Origin of the sequence: Stenotrophomonas sp. TWI1183, from assembly GCF_039673115.1 — a bacterium.
GTDB classification, from domain to species: domain Bacteria; phylum Pseudomonadota; class Gammaproteobacteria; order Xanthomonadales; family Xanthomonadaceae; genus Stenotrophomonas; species Stenotrophomonas maltophilia_AA.
Window position 1 is genome coordinate 378964 of the sequence record NZ_JBDJKZ010000001.1, and the last position, 13999, is coordinate 392962.

The 13999-nt window shown below is 62.3% G+C and carries 16 protein-coding genes; 6 read left to right on the plus strand and 10 right to left on the minus strand.

Features of this window, described 5'->3' with window-relative positions; translation table 11 throughout:
- Window positions 1-29: 29 nt before the first annotated feature.
- Entirely contained in the window at window positions 30-986 is a 957-nt protein-coding gene (locus ABE434_RS01790; protein WP_346477586.1) for a DUF2971 domain-containing protein, read from the minus strand.
- 342 nt (window positions 987-1328) lie between these two features.
- Complete coding sequence (locus ABE434_RS01795) at window positions 1329-1601, minus strand: DUF6538 domain-containing protein (protein ID WP_346477587.1); 273 nt, start codon at window positions 1599-1601, stop codon at window positions 1329-1331.
- Window positions 1602-1871: 270 nt separating this feature from the next.
- Between ABE434_RS01795 and ABE434_RS01800 the strand changes: the two genes are divergently transcribed.
- The 3 genes from ABE434_RS01800 (at window position 1872) to ABE434_RS01810 (ending at window position 4369) form a co-directional block, all read left to right on the plus strand.
- Window positions 1872-3077 (plus strand): tyrosine-type recombinase/integrase, encoded by a 1206-nt coding sequence (locus ABE434_RS01800; protein WP_346477588.1) that lies wholly within the window; start codon window positions 1872-1874, stop codon window positions 3075-3077.
- A 602-nt stretch (window positions 3078-3679) separates the two neighbouring features.
- Window positions 3680-3844 (plus strand): hypothetical protein, encoded by a 165-nt coding sequence (locus tag ABE434_RS01805; RefSeq protein WP_346477589.1) that lies wholly within the window; start codon window positions 3680-3682, stop codon window positions 3842-3844.
- A 39-nt stretch (window positions 3845-3883) separates the two neighbouring features.
- On the plus strand, window positions 3884-4369 hold the full coding sequence (locus ABE434_RS01810) for a DUF4126 domain-containing protein (protein WP_346477590.1): 486 nt from the start codon (window positions 3884-3886) through the stop codon (window positions 4367-4369).
- Between the two features lie 1093 nt (window positions 4370-5462).
- Here the strand turns inward: ABE434_RS01810 and ABE434_RS01815 are convergent.
- The 4 genes from ABE434_RS01815 to ABE434_RS01830 all read right to left on the minus strand — a co-directional run bounded on the left by ABE434_RS01815 (window position 5463) and on the right by ABE434_RS01830 (window position 6757).
- Entirely contained in the window at window positions 5463-5909 is a 447-nt protein-coding gene (locus ABE434_RS01815; RefSeq protein ID WP_346477591.1) for a hypothetical protein, read from the minus strand.
- 109 nt (window positions 5910-6018) lie between these two features.
- Entirely contained in the window at window positions 6019-6267 is a 249-nt protein-coding gene (locus ABE434_RS01820; RefSeq protein ID WP_346477592.1) for a hypothetical protein, read from the minus strand.
- A gap of 3 nt (window positions 6268-6270) precedes the next feature.
- A complete protein-coding gene (locus ABE434_RS01825) occupies window positions 6271-6465 on the minus strand; it encodes a DUF3606 domain-containing protein (protein WP_181406109.1) in 195 nt (64 codons plus the stop codon).
- 10 nt (window positions 6466-6475) lie between these two features.
- Window positions 6476-6757, minus strand: a complete 282-nt coding sequence (locus ABE434_RS01830; protein ID WP_346477593.1) for a DUF3247 family protein — start codon at window positions 6755-6757, stop codon at window positions 6476-6478.
- A 243-nt stretch (window positions 6758-7000) separates the two neighbouring features.
- Here ABE434_RS01830 and ABE434_RS01835 point away from each other — a divergent pair, with 243 nt between their 5' ends.
- From ABE434_RS01835 to ABE434_RS01845, 3 genes are read left to right on the plus strand one after another with little or no spacing between them, the layout of a single operon-like run.
- Window positions 7001-7588 (plus strand): DUF4142 domain-containing protein, encoded by a 588-nt coding sequence (locus ABE434_RS01835; RefSeq protein ID WP_346477595.1) that lies wholly within the window; start codon window positions 7001-7003, stop codon window positions 7586-7588.
- Window positions 7589-7605: 17 nt separating this feature from the next.
- Window positions 7606-8109: a hypothetical protein gene (locus tag ABE434_RS01840; protein ID WP_346477596.1), complete on the plus strand. Its 504-nt coding sequence runs from the start codon at window positions 7606-7608 to the stop codon at window positions 8107-8109.
- 19 nt (window positions 8110-8128) lie between these two features.
- A complete protein-coding gene (locus tag ABE434_RS01845) occupies window positions 8129-9304 on the plus strand; it encodes a zinc-dependent alcohol dehydrogenase (protein ID WP_346477597.1) in 1176 nt (391 codons plus the stop codon).
- A gap of 117 nt (window positions 9305-9421) precedes the next feature.
- Here the strand turns inward: ABE434_RS01845 and ABE434_RS01850 are convergent, their stop codons facing one another.
- From ABE434_RS01850 to glgX, 4 genes are all read right to left on the minus strand, one after another.
- Window positions 9422-10324 carry a manganese catalase family protein gene (locus ABE434_RS01850; protein WP_346477692.1) on the minus strand — a complete coding sequence of 301 codons (903 nt, stop codon included), beginning with the start codon at window positions 10322-10324 and terminating at the stop codon, window positions 9422-9424.
- Window positions 10325-10570: 246 nt separating this feature from the next.
- A complete protein-coding gene (locus ABE434_RS01855; protein ID WP_346477598.1) occupies window positions 10571-11080 on the minus strand; it encodes a ferritin-like domain-containing protein in 510 nt (169 codons plus the stop codon).
- A 201-nt stretch (window positions 11081-11281) separates the two neighbouring features.
- On the minus strand, window positions 11282-11596 hold the full coding sequence (locus ABE434_RS01860; protein WP_346477599.1) for a KGG domain-containing protein: 315 nt from the start codon (window positions 11594-11596) through the stop codon (window positions 11282-11284).
- A 141-nt stretch (window positions 11597-11737) separates the two neighbouring features.
- Window positions 11738-13960, minus strand: coding sequence for a glycogen debranching protein GlgX (gene glgX, locus ABE434_RS01865; RefSeq protein WP_346477693.1), 2223 nt, complete (start codon window positions 13958-13960; stop codon window positions 11738-11740).
- Window positions 13961-13999 lie beyond the last annotated feature (39 nt).

Genomic DNA, 13999 nt, shown 5'->3' on the forward strand with positions numbered 1-13999 from the left:
TGAGGAGACCCATTCGGTATTGCAAGCGGTCAGCTGTTGCCAGAGGGTTCGTCTAAAAAGCCATCAAGATCCTCAAGAATACTAAGGCTTCGATTCGGTCGAGATGATGCAATTTCAGCCAAGTCAATGGGCTTCTTGTCTAGCGTGAAGGTGTCCATCTGCTCGTGGATTGCATAGAAGCCAACCGGCCGATCGCGCCGTTCGAGTGATGCTATGACCGCGTAGACGACGGCGGGATCACAGCGCACGCCAAAAATGATCTCTTCAAGCTCCAAGGGCGACGGCTGACGGCCCTGGGGGCCGATCAGTCGCCATTCCCGCTCGTAACGCCAAGGTGGCGCTTTTCGAAGGAGCACGGCCTCATCTACCTTTCGCTTGGCAGCTTTGTCACCTTGCAACATCGCAGCGACTTCGCTTGCCTGGACAGCTCTACTGCCGCCATATCGAATTTTGTAGACATCAGCGCCTGATTCAGGAACCGAGTAACCAAGGCAAATGCCGCGATGCTGATCACCATAGTGGCTCCACATCAACGGACAGATGGATTGCTCTGCCATAGAGAAAACTCCCTTGGTGTACCTACGCAACAACTCCAGTTCAATGTCTTGGCAGAGAAATCTCTGAAGAGCATTGCCATCTGTGATTTCGGGATCCGTGGCGTAGTAACGGATGTGCCGAAGCCGCAGCATGGCCGCGCGCTTACTGTGTCGCGCGATATGCTCAATCGTTTTGGGTCCCTTGTAGAGAATGGTGCGCGCCGCCGCCCTCATCTCCGCGTCCGTTCGCTCCTTGATTAGCTGCGAAAGGATCGCTTCAAGCTCAGCGTCCTGGATGTCTGCTGCAAGGTGCGGCTTCGTGTCCAGCGGATCATTGAACGTTCGAGGATCGGCGTAGTGGACTACGTCATCGACGAGCATCGAAAGCGTCCAGTTGCTAAAACTTCGATATTTGTAGAGCCTCTCAGGTACTAACTTGTTCCTGGGCATGCCTCGCTCCGTGACCCCGCCGATTCAGATGGGACGAGTGTTACACAGGAACCATATTTCTTGGCATCACTCAGTTGCCCAAGACCAACGCTCGACAGGCTCGTGCTGAGTGGCGCCGCCTAGTCAGCGGTCTCACCGATCCGCCCAGAAGAAGACCCGTACGTTCAACGTATCACTGGGAGCAAGGTCAACTCTATTTGGAAGGACATGGATGGGTGTTCACAAAAGAGTTTGGGAAAAGCTGCGGGCACTCGCCAGAAAACCAGCGGTGTTGACGAGGCACCAACCCAGCCGTTGATCGATCGCGGATAGCGCATTGCATTTGTCGCTTGGGGACTTTCACTACAGCCGGTAATTGGCTTCGTCCTGATGGTCCCACTGCCGATTGTCGCGCTGATCCATGGCCGGGTGGCGCTGGTCCCTCAGCAGATCGTAGGCATGAGCGTAGCCCGATGCCACGATAATCGCGCGCAACCTGGCTGAAACCAAATTCGATGCTCGAAGCGTTTGCTTGATGAGCTTGCGACGAAGGACGGACTGCAAGTCGCTGGGCGCGCGAGGACAAAACGCGTAGGTGCCGGAAGGGTTGCGGATAAGGTGATCGGGGATGCGCATTCGGGAGATGTGCTCCGATTTGTGTCCCACCGAAAGAATCAGATATCCGAAATAAGTTCAATTACATCAACGACGTATATAGCAGTTGGCGGAGAGAGTGACGTCCATGTATTGGTCCACAGCAGTCCAGGAAGGACTTCGAACCGGTCATTTATCCCTCCGCGTCAACACCTTGCGCTCGCATGGCATCCAGCACCATCCACGCACGTGCGTTCACAGCGGCCTACAAATGGCATACTCAATGGCATACTGAAACCACCCAAGGGCCTCATGGCACTCCTGACAGATCTCAAGGCCAGAGGCATTACCCCCGGTAGCCGACCGGTTCCCCACGGAGGCGTAACCGGTCTGACCCTGCTCCCCTCGAAGAAGCAAAAAGGCAGCGGCAAGTGGGTACTCCGCTACGTAAGCCCCGTTAGCGGCAAGCGACGCAATGCCGGGCTGGGCGCCTACCCCGCTGTGGGAATCGCCACGGCTGCAAAGATCGGCCGCGAGATGCGTGAGCAGATCGCAAACGGGCAAGACCCGCTGACTGAGAAGGAGGCTCAGGAACAGAGACGAGTAGTCCCAACCTTCCAAGAGGCTGCTATCCAAGTACACGAAGAGCTGAGGCCCGGCTGGAAGAACGCCAAACACGCTCAGCAATGGATCAACACGTTAACTGAATATGCCTTTCCCAAGATCGGCGCAATCCAGATCGATCAGCTCAGTCCGCGTCATGTGGCCGACGTACTAAGACCTATCTGGCTGGAGAAGGCGGAGACAGCTTCGAGGGTCAGGCAGCGGATTCATGCTGTGATGGCATGGGGATGGGCCCATGGCTTCAACAACGCGAACCCCGTCGACGTAGTGGGGCACCTTCTTCCTGGACAGGCGAGCATAAGCATCCGGCGGGAGCACCAGCCAGCCATGCCATGGCAGTCACTGCCAGCGTTTGCGGCCTCAGAGCTTGACTGCGCTGCGGATCTGGACGTCACAAGGCGAGCGATGCTCTTTCTTATTCTCACTGCCGCCCGTTCCGGGGAGGTCCGCGGGATGACTTGGGATGAGGTGGATCTCCAGGGCGCAGTCTGGACAATTCCGGCTAGCCGGATGAAGGCGAAACAAGCACATCGAGTACCCCTCTCAAGGCAAGCGCTGCTTCTGCTCCAACAGCAGTTCGGCCAGCACCATCAGCTGCCCTTCCCGTCTGTTCGCGCGAGAACCGTAATGTCTGATATGACCCTGACGGCGCTGTTGCGGCGACTAGAGGCTCCCAGCGACTCAAATGGTCGAGTGGCCACCGCACACGGTTTTCGCTCCAGTTTCCGAGATTGGTGCAGCGAGCATGGCTACGCCAGAGATCTTGCAGAACGTGCGCTGGCCCATACTGTTAAGAGTCAAGTGGAAGCGGCTTACCACCGCACCGACCTGCTGGAACAGCGTCGACCAATGATGCAGGCATGGAGTGATTACGTACTACCTAACTATGGGTGAGGCAGGACTGCGGGGCCAGCCTCCTTCCGGCCTCATTACCGTGGCGGTCCGCGCTAGGACCAGTACGTGCTGTTCCATATAGCCACCGGCAAGCCGCTTCCGGCCAGAAGCGGACACTGATCACCAGCCCCAAGCCGAACGTGCGACAGGCCTCTTCCAGTAGCTCGGCGGCGAGGCCCTACTGGTGGCGCATCACAGCCTGAAGCTCGGCATCCGGATCAATTAGATGCGAGTGATCGTCCTGGTCCAGTTGGGTCTCGGCCCAGTAGATGGTTCCGTTGAACCTGCCCCGTTCGATCGTATAGCCCTCGTAAACCGGCATGCCGGTGTCAATGCCAACATCCAAGCGAGCTCGCTAAGCACTGCTCGCTCGCGAGAGCTGAAGTGCCCAAATCGGCGCCACATCCTCGCCTGTGACCTGCGGTATGAAGCCGCCGACCTCCCGAAAAGTCGCAGCACTGGCACCAGCGCACTCCCGAGGTGAGGGCGCGTCGACGTGGCTAGGCGGTGACGGCAGCGTGGTGAAAATGTGGAGCCCGCCCAAACGCCGTTCTCATGGCGGAGGTAGCAGCATAGAGGGCGACACCACCACGGAGCGCCCCATGAGCAAACTTCCCCTCAATCCCGGCGCCGGCGTGGATGACCAGGACAAGGCGCACACCCCGGACAAGCTCCGGAACGATGACGCCACGTGGAAAGACAAGGACATGCCTGAGGCGGAACACACCGCCAAACCGGAAGATTACGAGCGTCCGGCAAAGCCCTAAGAGCCGGCTCCGCGATTCCACCCCATTCAGGAGAGCCAGATGGCCTTGATCCATTCGATTTTGATGGGAGCCGTCGCGGGAATGCGCGCGATGACCCCTTTGGCCGCAGTGACCAACGCCGCGCGGAGCGGTGACTTGCCCGCCGATAATGGTGCCCCTCGTCTTCTGGCCGACAAGCTCGCCTCCGCAGGCATGCTCGCATTGGCAGGCGGAGAGCTCGTTGGTGACAAGATGAAATCGGCCCCCGACCGCATCGTTCCGGCAGGCATGGTTGCGCGCGTCGCTACCGGGCTCATTGCAGGCGCGGCGCTCGCTCCCCATCGGCAGCGAAAGCTTGGCGCGCTTCTCGGTGCCGGCGCCGCCGTTGGTATGGCCTACGTGACCTTCAACCTGCGCATGCGAGCAATCGCCCGCTACGGCCAAAGCAGCACAGGAGCCGTGGAAGACGCCATTGCCGTCGGCAGTGCTGCCCTCATCACAAAATGGGCTGCCGGGGGCACCACACCGAAAGAACGTCGGAGATGAGACCCCTGCAGTGGGGTCCTCCGTCGGTGGTCCCGGGTCTTCCGAACGGGACGACGTCCGCTTGGGCAGCGGACACGAGAATCTGCCACCACAGCCCCGTCACGGGTGGCCGGACATGCTCTGACCGTTCCCTTGTTCAGGAGGCCTGATGCCAACCTCATCGTTCGTCGTTCGCTCCTTTGAAGCGAGTTTTGCTTCGTCCGGCGATGTGGCACGCATACTGTCGTTGACGGTTGAGTGTGGCCAGTGCAGAACGACCACTGCCTCGACCACAGCCTCCCTGATCGAGCTTCCAGGTGGCGCGCTTTTTCGCTGTGTGCAATGTGGGTCCCATCACGCGGTCAGCAATGCCCGGCTCACGGCTGCTCACCCGCCTTTCAAGGCAACTGCGCAGCCCGCTCCTGCAGGGCCGATACGGGTCCGTCCCGTGGTTCCTCTATCTCGCCAAGCCTTGGTGATCGAAACCAGGTAGCAGCCTGGTGGGGCTTGGGCTGGGCATGGATGTGCTTTTTCCGCTCGTCCCAAGCCCGGAGCAAAGAAGCCGGGCGGGAGCACCAGCCCCTTGGCTCCTCCTGTCGCGGTCGCCTATGATGAAACCCAGGCTCAGGCCCGCGCCTATTGACCCACGGGCCCCTTGACGCGAACGTTCGAGCATGCCAAACACAGGGCGGTTCTATCTGTTTGAAGTAAACGTGCACCCAGCGCGGCCAGGTTCGGACAAGGAGTCCAGAGTGGTCCGTGTTCAGGCTGAATGTCTTTCCTGCCACCACGTCACTCAGGCCGACGCCCCGCCCAGCCTTGTGAACATACCGGGAGGAGGCGCGGTGCTGGAGTGTCCTGCGTGCGGGAGCCGTCAGGCTATTTCGGCGGCTCGGTTCGTTGAGTTTTCTCGGCGGTCGGTCGGGGGCCTCGCCTCCCCGGATGCACCACAACAGTAATCCGGGCCTGAACAGCTGATAGATGCAGACCGCACGCGTTGCGCATGCCCCTGCACTCTGAAGCATCTACGGGTTCTCCGCGCTGGGGCACGCTCGGGCGTACAATGAAGGTCCGCGATTGGCTCAATTTCGTATGGGCAAAACGCCGGCCCTCTTCAAACGAATATTGATGGTGTGGACACGGAGCGGCCGTCCGTCGCACGCATGTCCACCGCCTCATTTGAGCCCATCGCGCGAAGCGGTGTCTGCGTGCAAGAGGCTGAAGGGCGAGCGCCGTCCGCAGTCAAATGCGATGTCTCCGGTGAAGTGACGCCTCTGTGCTCCCAGCCGTCCTGCACCGCTGCAAGCAATCGGCTGGCACAGCGAACAGCGCTCCCGAGGGACGAATCCAACCCCACGATGTAGACGAAGCAGCCGTCGAACTTCGCCGATGCAGTCTCCAGGCCCGCTGCGTAAACCATTTCGCGTTTGAGTGCCTTGAACCATCGCCTGGGCGGCTCGGCCTCCAACTCGATCACAACGGCGGCTTCGCCGAAGTCCAGCAGCATCGCTTCGATCCTCAACACCTTGGGAACCGACGGAGTTTCTTTTGTTGCGGCCATTGCCGTTCTCCTCTGGAACAATGACGGAAAAGTACACTCAGCACGCGCCAAGACGGCGTCAACATTCTCAGGCCGTAATTGAGGCAATTCTGCCCCGCTGGCCGGGGCGTTATGTTGGGTTCCGACCCGTGTCGTTGCCGTAACGCGACGCCCATGCGGCGAAGCCGCTCCCCGGAACAAGCACGCCCAGCCGCTGTAGCGCGTACGTGCGCGCTTCCGCGTCTGCACCCCGGCAGATGTAGTCCGAGGCAGTAGCGAGCATGGCGACGAACTCTGCTTCGGGGTACCGTGTAGACCACACCGGAAGAAGCACTTCCAGCTCTTCGAGCATATGGTCGATGTCGACGCGGTCGTACATGGCTCAATGCGGCGGCCGGTACCTGCGCAGCTCGGTCGTCAGTACGCCTACCTCCTCCACGGCTTGCTTGAGCTGATCTTCGCTCAGGCCAAGCTCCCGGGCCCAGAACCGAAGCTCCCATTCCTCATTGATATTGATCCGATCCGGATCCTTCGGCTTGCCGCCGGGCGTCTCCGCCGGGGTGGGTGGTCTGCGCATCCTCATCCTCCTAACAGGAACCCAGGCGGACCACATGGTCCACCTCATCGAGCCAGATCAAGTGAACACCCGCATCGCCGGTGTCCAGCCGCACCACCCCATTGGTGCCCTCGTTCCCGTCTGCATCAAGAAACTGCTGCACGGTCGGTCGCTCCGGTACCGTCGCCACGATCACCTCACCGGTGCGCAGGTGAAGTTCGGCGACGATCTCGCCACCCAGCTGCAGCTGCAGTGCTTTCAGTCGGTCTATGGCGGCCGCTTCAGTGTGGACGCGGGGGGCATGGTGGGTCATTCGCCTTTTCTCCTGCCGGAAAAGCGCACTGTAGCGATCGGCCTGCGATCACCTGCTGTGCTTGGCGTCGTGCTCATGCGAATCCCACCGCCCCTGTCCATCACTTGAATTTGACGCAGGCGGCGCGGTGAACCGCCCGTGACGATGACGTCGACGGCTTCTACCTGCACGAACACGGGAGCGTCTCATGGCCTTGGCGCCTGTCGCGGCAGGATCCACACTCCTCATCGATGGGAATGTGCCATGTCCTACACCGTCCGCCTGCGCGTTACCTCCGTCGTTCTCGGCTTGGTGGTCGCCGGTGCGCTGAATGCACAGAGCGCCCCGAGTCCACGCCCTGCAGAACGCACGTCCACCCACGCCACAACCGGCGCCAACCCATCGGGCGAGCTGCGCCAGCGCCAAGCATTGGGCGTCTTGGCCGCCATCAACCAGGCAGAGGTCAACGCCGGGCAGCTCGCGCTTGCCCGCGGTCAGAACGCAGCCACCCGCCAGTACGCCCAGACCATGATCCAGGAACACACGCAGAACCAGCGCGCGCTGGAGGCTTGGCAGCCTGACAAGCGTAGCGCCCCGGCACAGGCAAAGGCCGCCGAAGCGCAGGCCGAGGCGGCGACGCTGGCCAGGCAACAAGGCGCTGCCTTCGATGCCGCCTACCTCAGCGCCATGGTGACAGATCATCGCAAGGCACTGGACACGCTGGACACCGTGATCATCCCGGCCGCCACGCAGGCCGATCTGCGCACGTTCCTCAAGGAAACGCGCACACATGTCGCCGACCACCTTGCGCGGGCCGAGCGTCTGGCGGGCAACGCGACAGCGGCTGACTGACACTTACGGAGCACGCCATGCATGTTCCCGATCCGCGCAACGTCGAGGCGACCGACCCCGCTCTGATCATGCGCGCCCTGACCATCCAGGCCGACGTGGCGCAGGTCATGACCGCATGGTGCGACCCAAAGGTACAGCGCCAGTTGTTTGCCGGCGCTGCCGAGCTCGTCGAGTTGGGCAGCGAGGCCAGTCTGTGGCGGCTGACCGCGCCGTTGGGCCGGCATCCGGTTGTTCGCCTGCGCACGCACGCACCATCAACCATGCTGGTGCAACAAGTGCTTGAAACAGATGATGGCGCTCAGGCTGCCATCTCACTTGCGGTGCGGCCCTGCGCGCACCGCCCTGGGGTCGAAGTTGAGCTGCGCGTCCGCTATGCGCCAGACGGCCTGATCGAAGGTCTGTTGACCCGGCTGCTTGATCCGCCGCCGGGTGCGCTGGCCGGTCAGATTCTGAGACGGCTTCGCGCGCTGCTCGAAAGTGGCGAGATCCCCTCCCTGACGTCCAACCCGGCCGCACGCTGAGGCCGAACAGGAGTTACCGATGCGAGCGCTGTGCTGGAACGGCGTCAACGAGCTACGCGTGGAAACCACCCCGGACCCGGTGTTGGTTGCGCCAGGCGACGCCATCATCAAGGTCGGGCTGAGCACCACCTGCGGCTCTGACCTGCATCTCATCGACGGCTACATCCCCGGCATGCGCGAAGGCGACATCATCGGCCACGAGTTCATGGGTACCGTGGTAGACACCGGGCCGGCCGTGACGGACGTGCGTCCGGGCCAACGCGTCGTGGTCCCCTCCTTCATATCCTGCGGCAGTTGTTGGCATTGTGGGCGCCTCGAGTATTCCCTGTGCGACAACACCAACCCCAACGGGCACCTGCAGGAACCCGCGCTTGGGTATCCCACCGCCGGTATCTTTGGCTACACACATGCGTTTGGGGGCTACGCGGGGTCGCACGCCGACTATATCCGCGTTCCCCACGCGGATGTCGGGTGCTTCCCGGTGCCCGACGGGGTCAGCGACGAAGACGCGCTGTTCCTGTCCGATGCCGGACCCACCGGCTTCATGGGTGCGGACTTCTGCGATATCCGGCCCGGGGACATCGTGGCGGTGTGGGGATGTGGGGCGGCCGGGTTGATGGCCCAGCAGAGCGCACGCCTGATGGGCGCCGAACGGGTGATCGGAATTGATCGGCTGCCCGAACGGCTGGTCATGGCGCGTGACATCGTGGGCAGCGAGATCATCGACTACAGCGCCGTGGACAGCGTGCCGGATGCACTACGCGAGCTTACTGGCGGCCGTGGCCCCGACGCCTGCATCGACGCGGTGGGAATGGAAGCGCATGGTAAGGGGCTTGGCCATGCCTATGACCGCGTCAAGCAGGCCCTGCACCTGCACACCGACCGCGGCCAGGCGTTACGCGAAGCTGTGATGGCCTGTCGCAAAGGCGGAACGCTCTCGGTGCTGGGCGTGTATGGGCTGATGGACAAGTTCCCGCTGGGCACGTTGATGAATATGGGCATCACGGTACGCACCGCTCAGCAGCACGGCCAGCGCTACCTACCGAGGTTGCTGGCGTTGGCGCAGCAGGGCAGCTTGCTGCCCCGCTTCATGGCCACCCACCGGATGCCGTTGGAAGACGCCGTTCGCGGCTACGATCTGTTCAAGCACAAGAAGGACGGCTGCGTTCGGGCGGTGTTCGTTCCGGGTGGATGAAACAGCGATTGCGGGTCGGCGCCGCATACGCGTCGGAGCCCGCCACCGGACGGCCATCCCAGCGTGCCCTGTCCCCTGCCGGGTGCGTGACCGCACCCGGCGTCCGCCAGGAATTGATCAGGGCTCCCGCGGCCTGCGCAGCACGGCCCCCGCTCCCACGCCTGCGCCCAGTTCGGCGCCAGTGGGCGGTTGTACGGCCGGATTGGACAGCGTGCGCGTTGTCATCTCCTCGACCGCTGCCTTTTCTGCGGCTGTCAGGCCCACGGAGAAAGATCCATCGCCGCCATCCAGGGCAGCCTGGGCGTCGCGGTCGCTCACGCGTTCCCACAAGTCGCCGCTGTTCCAGCTGCCCTCACGATCGCCTTCGCCCTGGGACATGTCCATGTACAGGTCGGTGAACGCAGGATCGCCGGGCAGCTTGCCAGGCGGGAAGTTGGGGTTGATGCTGTAGAGCGCCTTTTCGAACGACTTCTGGTGGGCCACCTCCCGCGTCATCAGGAAGCGGAGGGCGTCCTTGATGCCGGGATCGTCCGTAACGTTGATCAGCCGCTCGTAGACGATCTTCGCGCGTGCCTCGGCGGCAATGTTCGAACGCAGGTCCGCAGTGGGCTCACCAATGGAATCCACGTAGGCCGCCGTCCACGGCACGCCACTGGAATTGACCAGCGCGGGTCCACCGCCGTAGAGGATCTGCTCGGTATGGCTGGTGCTGTTCTGGCCGAGCGTGCGCATTTCCTCGACCTCGGCCATGGCCTCGGACTGCACCGCCTTCGGGCCTTGGTTCAACATGGCGATGATCGTGCCGATGATTTCCAGGTGACTGATCTCTTCCGTAGCGATGTCATACAACATATCCTTGCGCCCGGGGTCGCACTCGCCAAGCGCCTGGGTGAAGTAGCGCATGGCAGCGGCAAGTTCGCCTTGTGGACCGCCAAACTGTTCCAGCATCAAGGTCGCCAGTGCCGGGTCGCTCTGGCGCACGCGAACGGTGTACATCAACTTCTTGTGGTGAAGAAACATCTCGGTCTCCTTCTCGGGTGTCACCGGGGCGTCCCGGGTCGCATGACAATGCGCGTGCGATGCGTGCAGGCCCGTCGAAGCAATGTGGGGGTTGGATGATGCCGTGCGCGCGGATGCTGATGCATCGTTCACGCAACGCTGCAGGGATAAGAAACGAAAAACCCCGGCGTCATGCCGGGGTTCTTCCTGTAACTTTTCAGTGCGATAGGCGTACATACACGCGCCTATACGCGGTGTAGCAATGGACTATTTTTTGGCGGTGACGCCCGGGGTACCGTCGCGCACGAGGAACTCCTCGGTGACGTCGGGCAGGTTCTCAAGCAGCCAGGCAGCCATCGCCTCTTCCTGGACCAGGATTTCACCGCACACCTGTGCCACCTCATGCTCGCCGGCGGTCCGCGCCGCAGCGATCAGCGACGTGTAGCTGGCAATTTCGAAACACTCGAACACATAGCCGGCCATGGCGCCTTTGACGATCTCGTCCGAAGCGGTCATGCCGCCAATCGCCTGCCCCACAGCGGCCATCTTCCCCAACGTGTCCTTGAGAATGGAGGGCGAGCCACCCAGGCGGTTGATGCACTGCTCCAGGCGCTCACGCTGGCCCACCGTTTCTTGGATGTGCTCCTCGATACGCGCCTTCAGCTTGGGATAGTGCTCGATGCGACCCGCCTGTGCCTTCAGCATCTGCTCTGCCTGCTGCTCCATGGCATGAGCATCGCGCAGCCAGTCCAACAGGTTTTCCTTGATCTCGGTCATGGTGACTATTCTCCCTAGAAGGACGTCCAGCTTGCAGGACGCGTTGTCAACCGACTGCCAAAAGACGGTGGATACACCGTCTCCATCCGGTGCAGAAGGTGTTAGGGCCTCCACAACTGAATTAGCGTTCGCCATAAAGAAAAGGCCCGGCACCGGAGCCATTGCGCTCCCGGTGCCGGGCCAACGGGTGATGCTCAGGGGTTACTTCTGCTGGCGACCGCCCTGCTGACGACCACCCTGGTTGTTACCCTGGTTGTTACCCTGGTTGTTGCCCTGGTTGCCGCCATCGTCCTGGCGCTGCTGACCGCCCTTCTGGCCGATCTCGGACATGTGTTCGCGGTCCTGGCTCACGGCCTCGCCGCCCTTGCGACCTGCTTCGCGTGCTTCCTCAGAAGTGAATTCATGCGCGTTGCCAGACTCGTGCGCGGCGCGACCGCCCTGCGCGGCGATCTCACGCTGCTTGTCTTCGTCCATGCCAGCGAAGCCACGATTGGACTGGTTGTTGCTGTTTGCCATTTCGTTCTCCTAGCGTAGAAGTCGGCGGGACTGCCGACGTATCCAGCGTAGAGCGCGATGCTTGAAAACCCCGTCGAGCGCATGAGGACGAAACGTGATACCGGACGCGGCAGTAGTCCACGACATCATGACACGGACGCTTCAGCGTTCCGCAGCATGACGTCGTGCAAGCAGCATCAGCGCGCGGTCGACCAACACGACCGAACCGTCGTCGCCGATCTCCGTCGCCGCAGCCGCACTGCTGATCATGATCTTCCAACGACCGGTATCCAGCGCTGGCAGCATGAACCGTTGATCTGTGGCGCCCGCATTGATCAACAACAGCAGGCTTGTCTGGCGGGGCGTCTGCCCGGCGTCCAACGCTGCGGGCATCTCAAGCATCAGACTGCGCGCCTGGGGATGATTCCAGTCGTCCACGGTCATTGGCTGCCCGTCGGCTTGGTACCAGTGCACGCCTTCTTCAGAGTGCGCGTCGCGTGCCTGCAGGAAGCGGCTGCGACGCAACTGGGGGTAGCGGCGTCGCAACGCCAGCAGTCGGCGGACGAACGCGCTGAGCGAGCGACCTTCCGCGTTCTGGGCGCGCTCCCAGTCCAACCATGTTAACGGGTTGTCCTGGCAATAGGCATTGTTGTTGCCGTTTTGTCCATGTCCGAATTCATCGCCGGCCAGCAGCATCGGCGTCCCTTGGGAGAATATGAGGCTGGCCAACAGGTTGCGTACTTGCCGTTGGCGCAGCGCGCGCACGTCTGGGTCGTCGGTGGGACCCTCCGCGCCATGGTTCCACGACAGGTTGTTGTCGCTGCCATCCTGGCCATCTTCACCATTGGCGTTGTTGTGCTTGTCGTTGTAGCTGACCAGATCGTGCAGGGTAAATCCGTCGTGTGCAGTAACGAAATTCACCGACGCCGACGGGCGGCGCCCGAGGTGCGAGAACAGATCGGCCGAGCCCATCAGCCGTGTGGCGAAGTCCGACAACTGTCCTTCGTCGCCCCGCCAGAACGCGCGCATGGTGTCGCGAAACCGGTCGTTCCATTCCGACCAGCCCGGCGGGAACCGGCCCAGCTGGTAGCCGCCCGGCCCGATATCCCATGGTTCGGCAATCAACTTCACCTGGCTCAGAACGGGATCCTGACGTACCGCGTCGAGGAAGCTGCTGGAGGGGTCGAAACCGGCGTGCTCGCGCCCCAGGATGGTGGCCAGGTCGAAGCGGAAGCCATCCACGTGCATGTCCTGCACCCAGTATCGCAACGAGTCCATGACCATGCGCAATGCACCGGCGTTGGTCAGGTCGAAGGTGTTCCCGGTGCCGGTGTCATTGATGTAGTAACGGCGGTCGTCGGCAAGCCGGTAGTAGCTGGCATTGTCGATGCCTTTGAACGACAGGGTCGGGCCCAGTTCATTGCCTTCGGCGGTGTGGTTGTAGACCACGTCCAGGATCACCTCGAGCCCGGCGTGGTGCAGCCCGGCGACCATCTGCTTGAACTCGGCGATGTCCGTTCCGGACAGGAAGCCCGGGTGGGGGGCGAAGAAACCCAGGGTGTTGTACCCCCAGTAGTTGCTCAGACCACGCTCGACCAGATACTGATCATCGACGTGTGCGTGCACGGGCAACAACTCCAGCGCGGTCACGCCCAGGTACCGGAGGTGGTCGACCAGTTCATCGGCGTGCACGGCGGAGAACCGTCCCCGCAGGGCGTCCGGCACAGAAGGCAGCTGCATCGACAGGCCGCGCACGTGGCCTTCGTAGATAACCGACCGGTCCCAGGGCGTACAGGGTCGCCGGTCACGCCCCCAGGTATAGGCCGGATCGACCACCACGCATCGTGGCATGTACGGCGCGCTGTCGCGTCGGTCCATGCTCAGGTCGGCGTCCTTGTGCCCGATCGTGTAACCGAACAGATGGGGCGCCCATTTGATGTCGCCCACGAGTTGTTTCGCGTAAGGGTCGAGCACCAGCTTGTGCGGATTGAACCGGTGTCCGGCATCCGGCGCATACGGCCCATGCACCCGGTAGCCGTAGCGCATGCCGGGCCGGGCATCGGGCAGGTAGCCGTGCCACACCTCGTCGGTGTATTCAGGCAGTGCGATCCGCTCCACCTCCCGGCCACGTGCGTTGAACAGACACAGCTCAACCTTGGTGGCGTGCCGGCTGTACAGGGCGAAGTTCACGCCCATACCGTCCCAGGTGGCACCCAGCGGAAACGGCTGACCTTGTCGCACGCGTGAACGGGCTCCCACGGCGGCGCGGGTCATGCCTGCGGCGCCTGGTCGTGCTGGGCCGCTTCGATTTCGGCGGCGACCAGTTGCTCTGCCATGCGCCAATGCCGGTCGGCCTGCCCGTCTGGTCGCCCTTCGGCTTCCCAGATCTGCCTGGCCAGCTCCTGGGTCCGGTACTGCTTCTGC

Bases quoted from the DNA above. Each gene is read 5' to 3' on its own strand.
- ABE434_RS01790 (WP_346477586.1), bottom strand. From the start codon at position 986: ATGCCCAGGAACAAGTTAGTACCTGAGAGGCTCTACAAATATCGAAGT.
- ABE434_RS01795 (WP_346477587.1), bottom strand. From the start codon at position 1,601: ATGCGCATCCCCGATCACCTTATCCGCAACCCTTCCGGCACCTACGCG.
- ABE434_RS01800 (WP_346477588.1), top strand. From the start codon at position 1,872: ATGGCACTCCTGACAGATCTCAAGGCCAGAGGCATTACCCCCGGTAGC.
- ABE434_RS01805 (WP_346477589.1), top strand. From the start codon at position 3,680: ATGAGCAAACTTCCCCTCAATCCCGGCGCCGGCGTGGATGACCAGGAC.
- ABE434_RS01810 (WP_346477590.1), top strand. From the start codon at position 3,884: ATGGCCTTGATCCATTCGATTTTGATGGGAGCCGTCGCGGGAATGCGC.
- ABE434_RS01815 (WP_346477591.1), bottom strand. From the start codon at position 5,909: ATGGCCGCAACAAAAGAAACTCCGTCGGTTCCCAAGGTGTTGAGGATC.
- ABE434_RS01820 (WP_346477592.1), bottom strand. From the start codon at position 6,267: ATGTACGACCGCGTCGACATCGACCATATGCTCGAAGAGCTGGAAGTG.
- ABE434_RS01825 (WP_181406109.1), bottom strand. From the start codon at position 6,465: ATGCGCAGACCACCCACCCCGGCGGAGACGCCCGGCGGCAAGCCGAAG.
- ABE434_RS01830 (WP_346477593.1), bottom strand. From the start codon at position 6,757: ATGACCCACCATGCCCCCCGCGTCCACACTGAAGCGGCCGCCATAGAC.
- ABE434_RS01835 (WP_346477595.1), top strand. From the start codon at position 7,001: ATGTCCTACACCGTCCGCCTGCGCGTTACCTCCGTCGTTCTCGGCTTG.
- ABE434_RS01840 (WP_346477596.1), top strand. From the start codon at position 7,606: ATGCATGTTCCCGATCCGCGCAACGTCGAGGCGACCGACCCCGCTCTG.
- ABE434_RS01845 (WP_346477597.1), top strand. From the start codon at position 8,129: ATGCGAGCGCTGTGCTGGAACGGCGTCAACGAGCTACGCGTGGAAACC.
- ABE434_RS01850 (WP_346477692.1), bottom strand. From the start codon at position 10,324: ATGTTTCTTCACCACAAGAAGTTGATGTACACCGTTCGCGTGCGCCAG.
- ABE434_RS01855 (WP_346477598.1), bottom strand. From the start codon at position 11,080: ATGACCGAGATCAAGGAAAACCTGTTGGACTGGCTGCGCGATGCTCAT.
- ABE434_RS01860 (WP_346477599.1), bottom strand. From the start codon at position 11,596: ATGGCAAACAGCAACAACCAGTCCAATCGTGGCTTCGCTGGCATGGAC.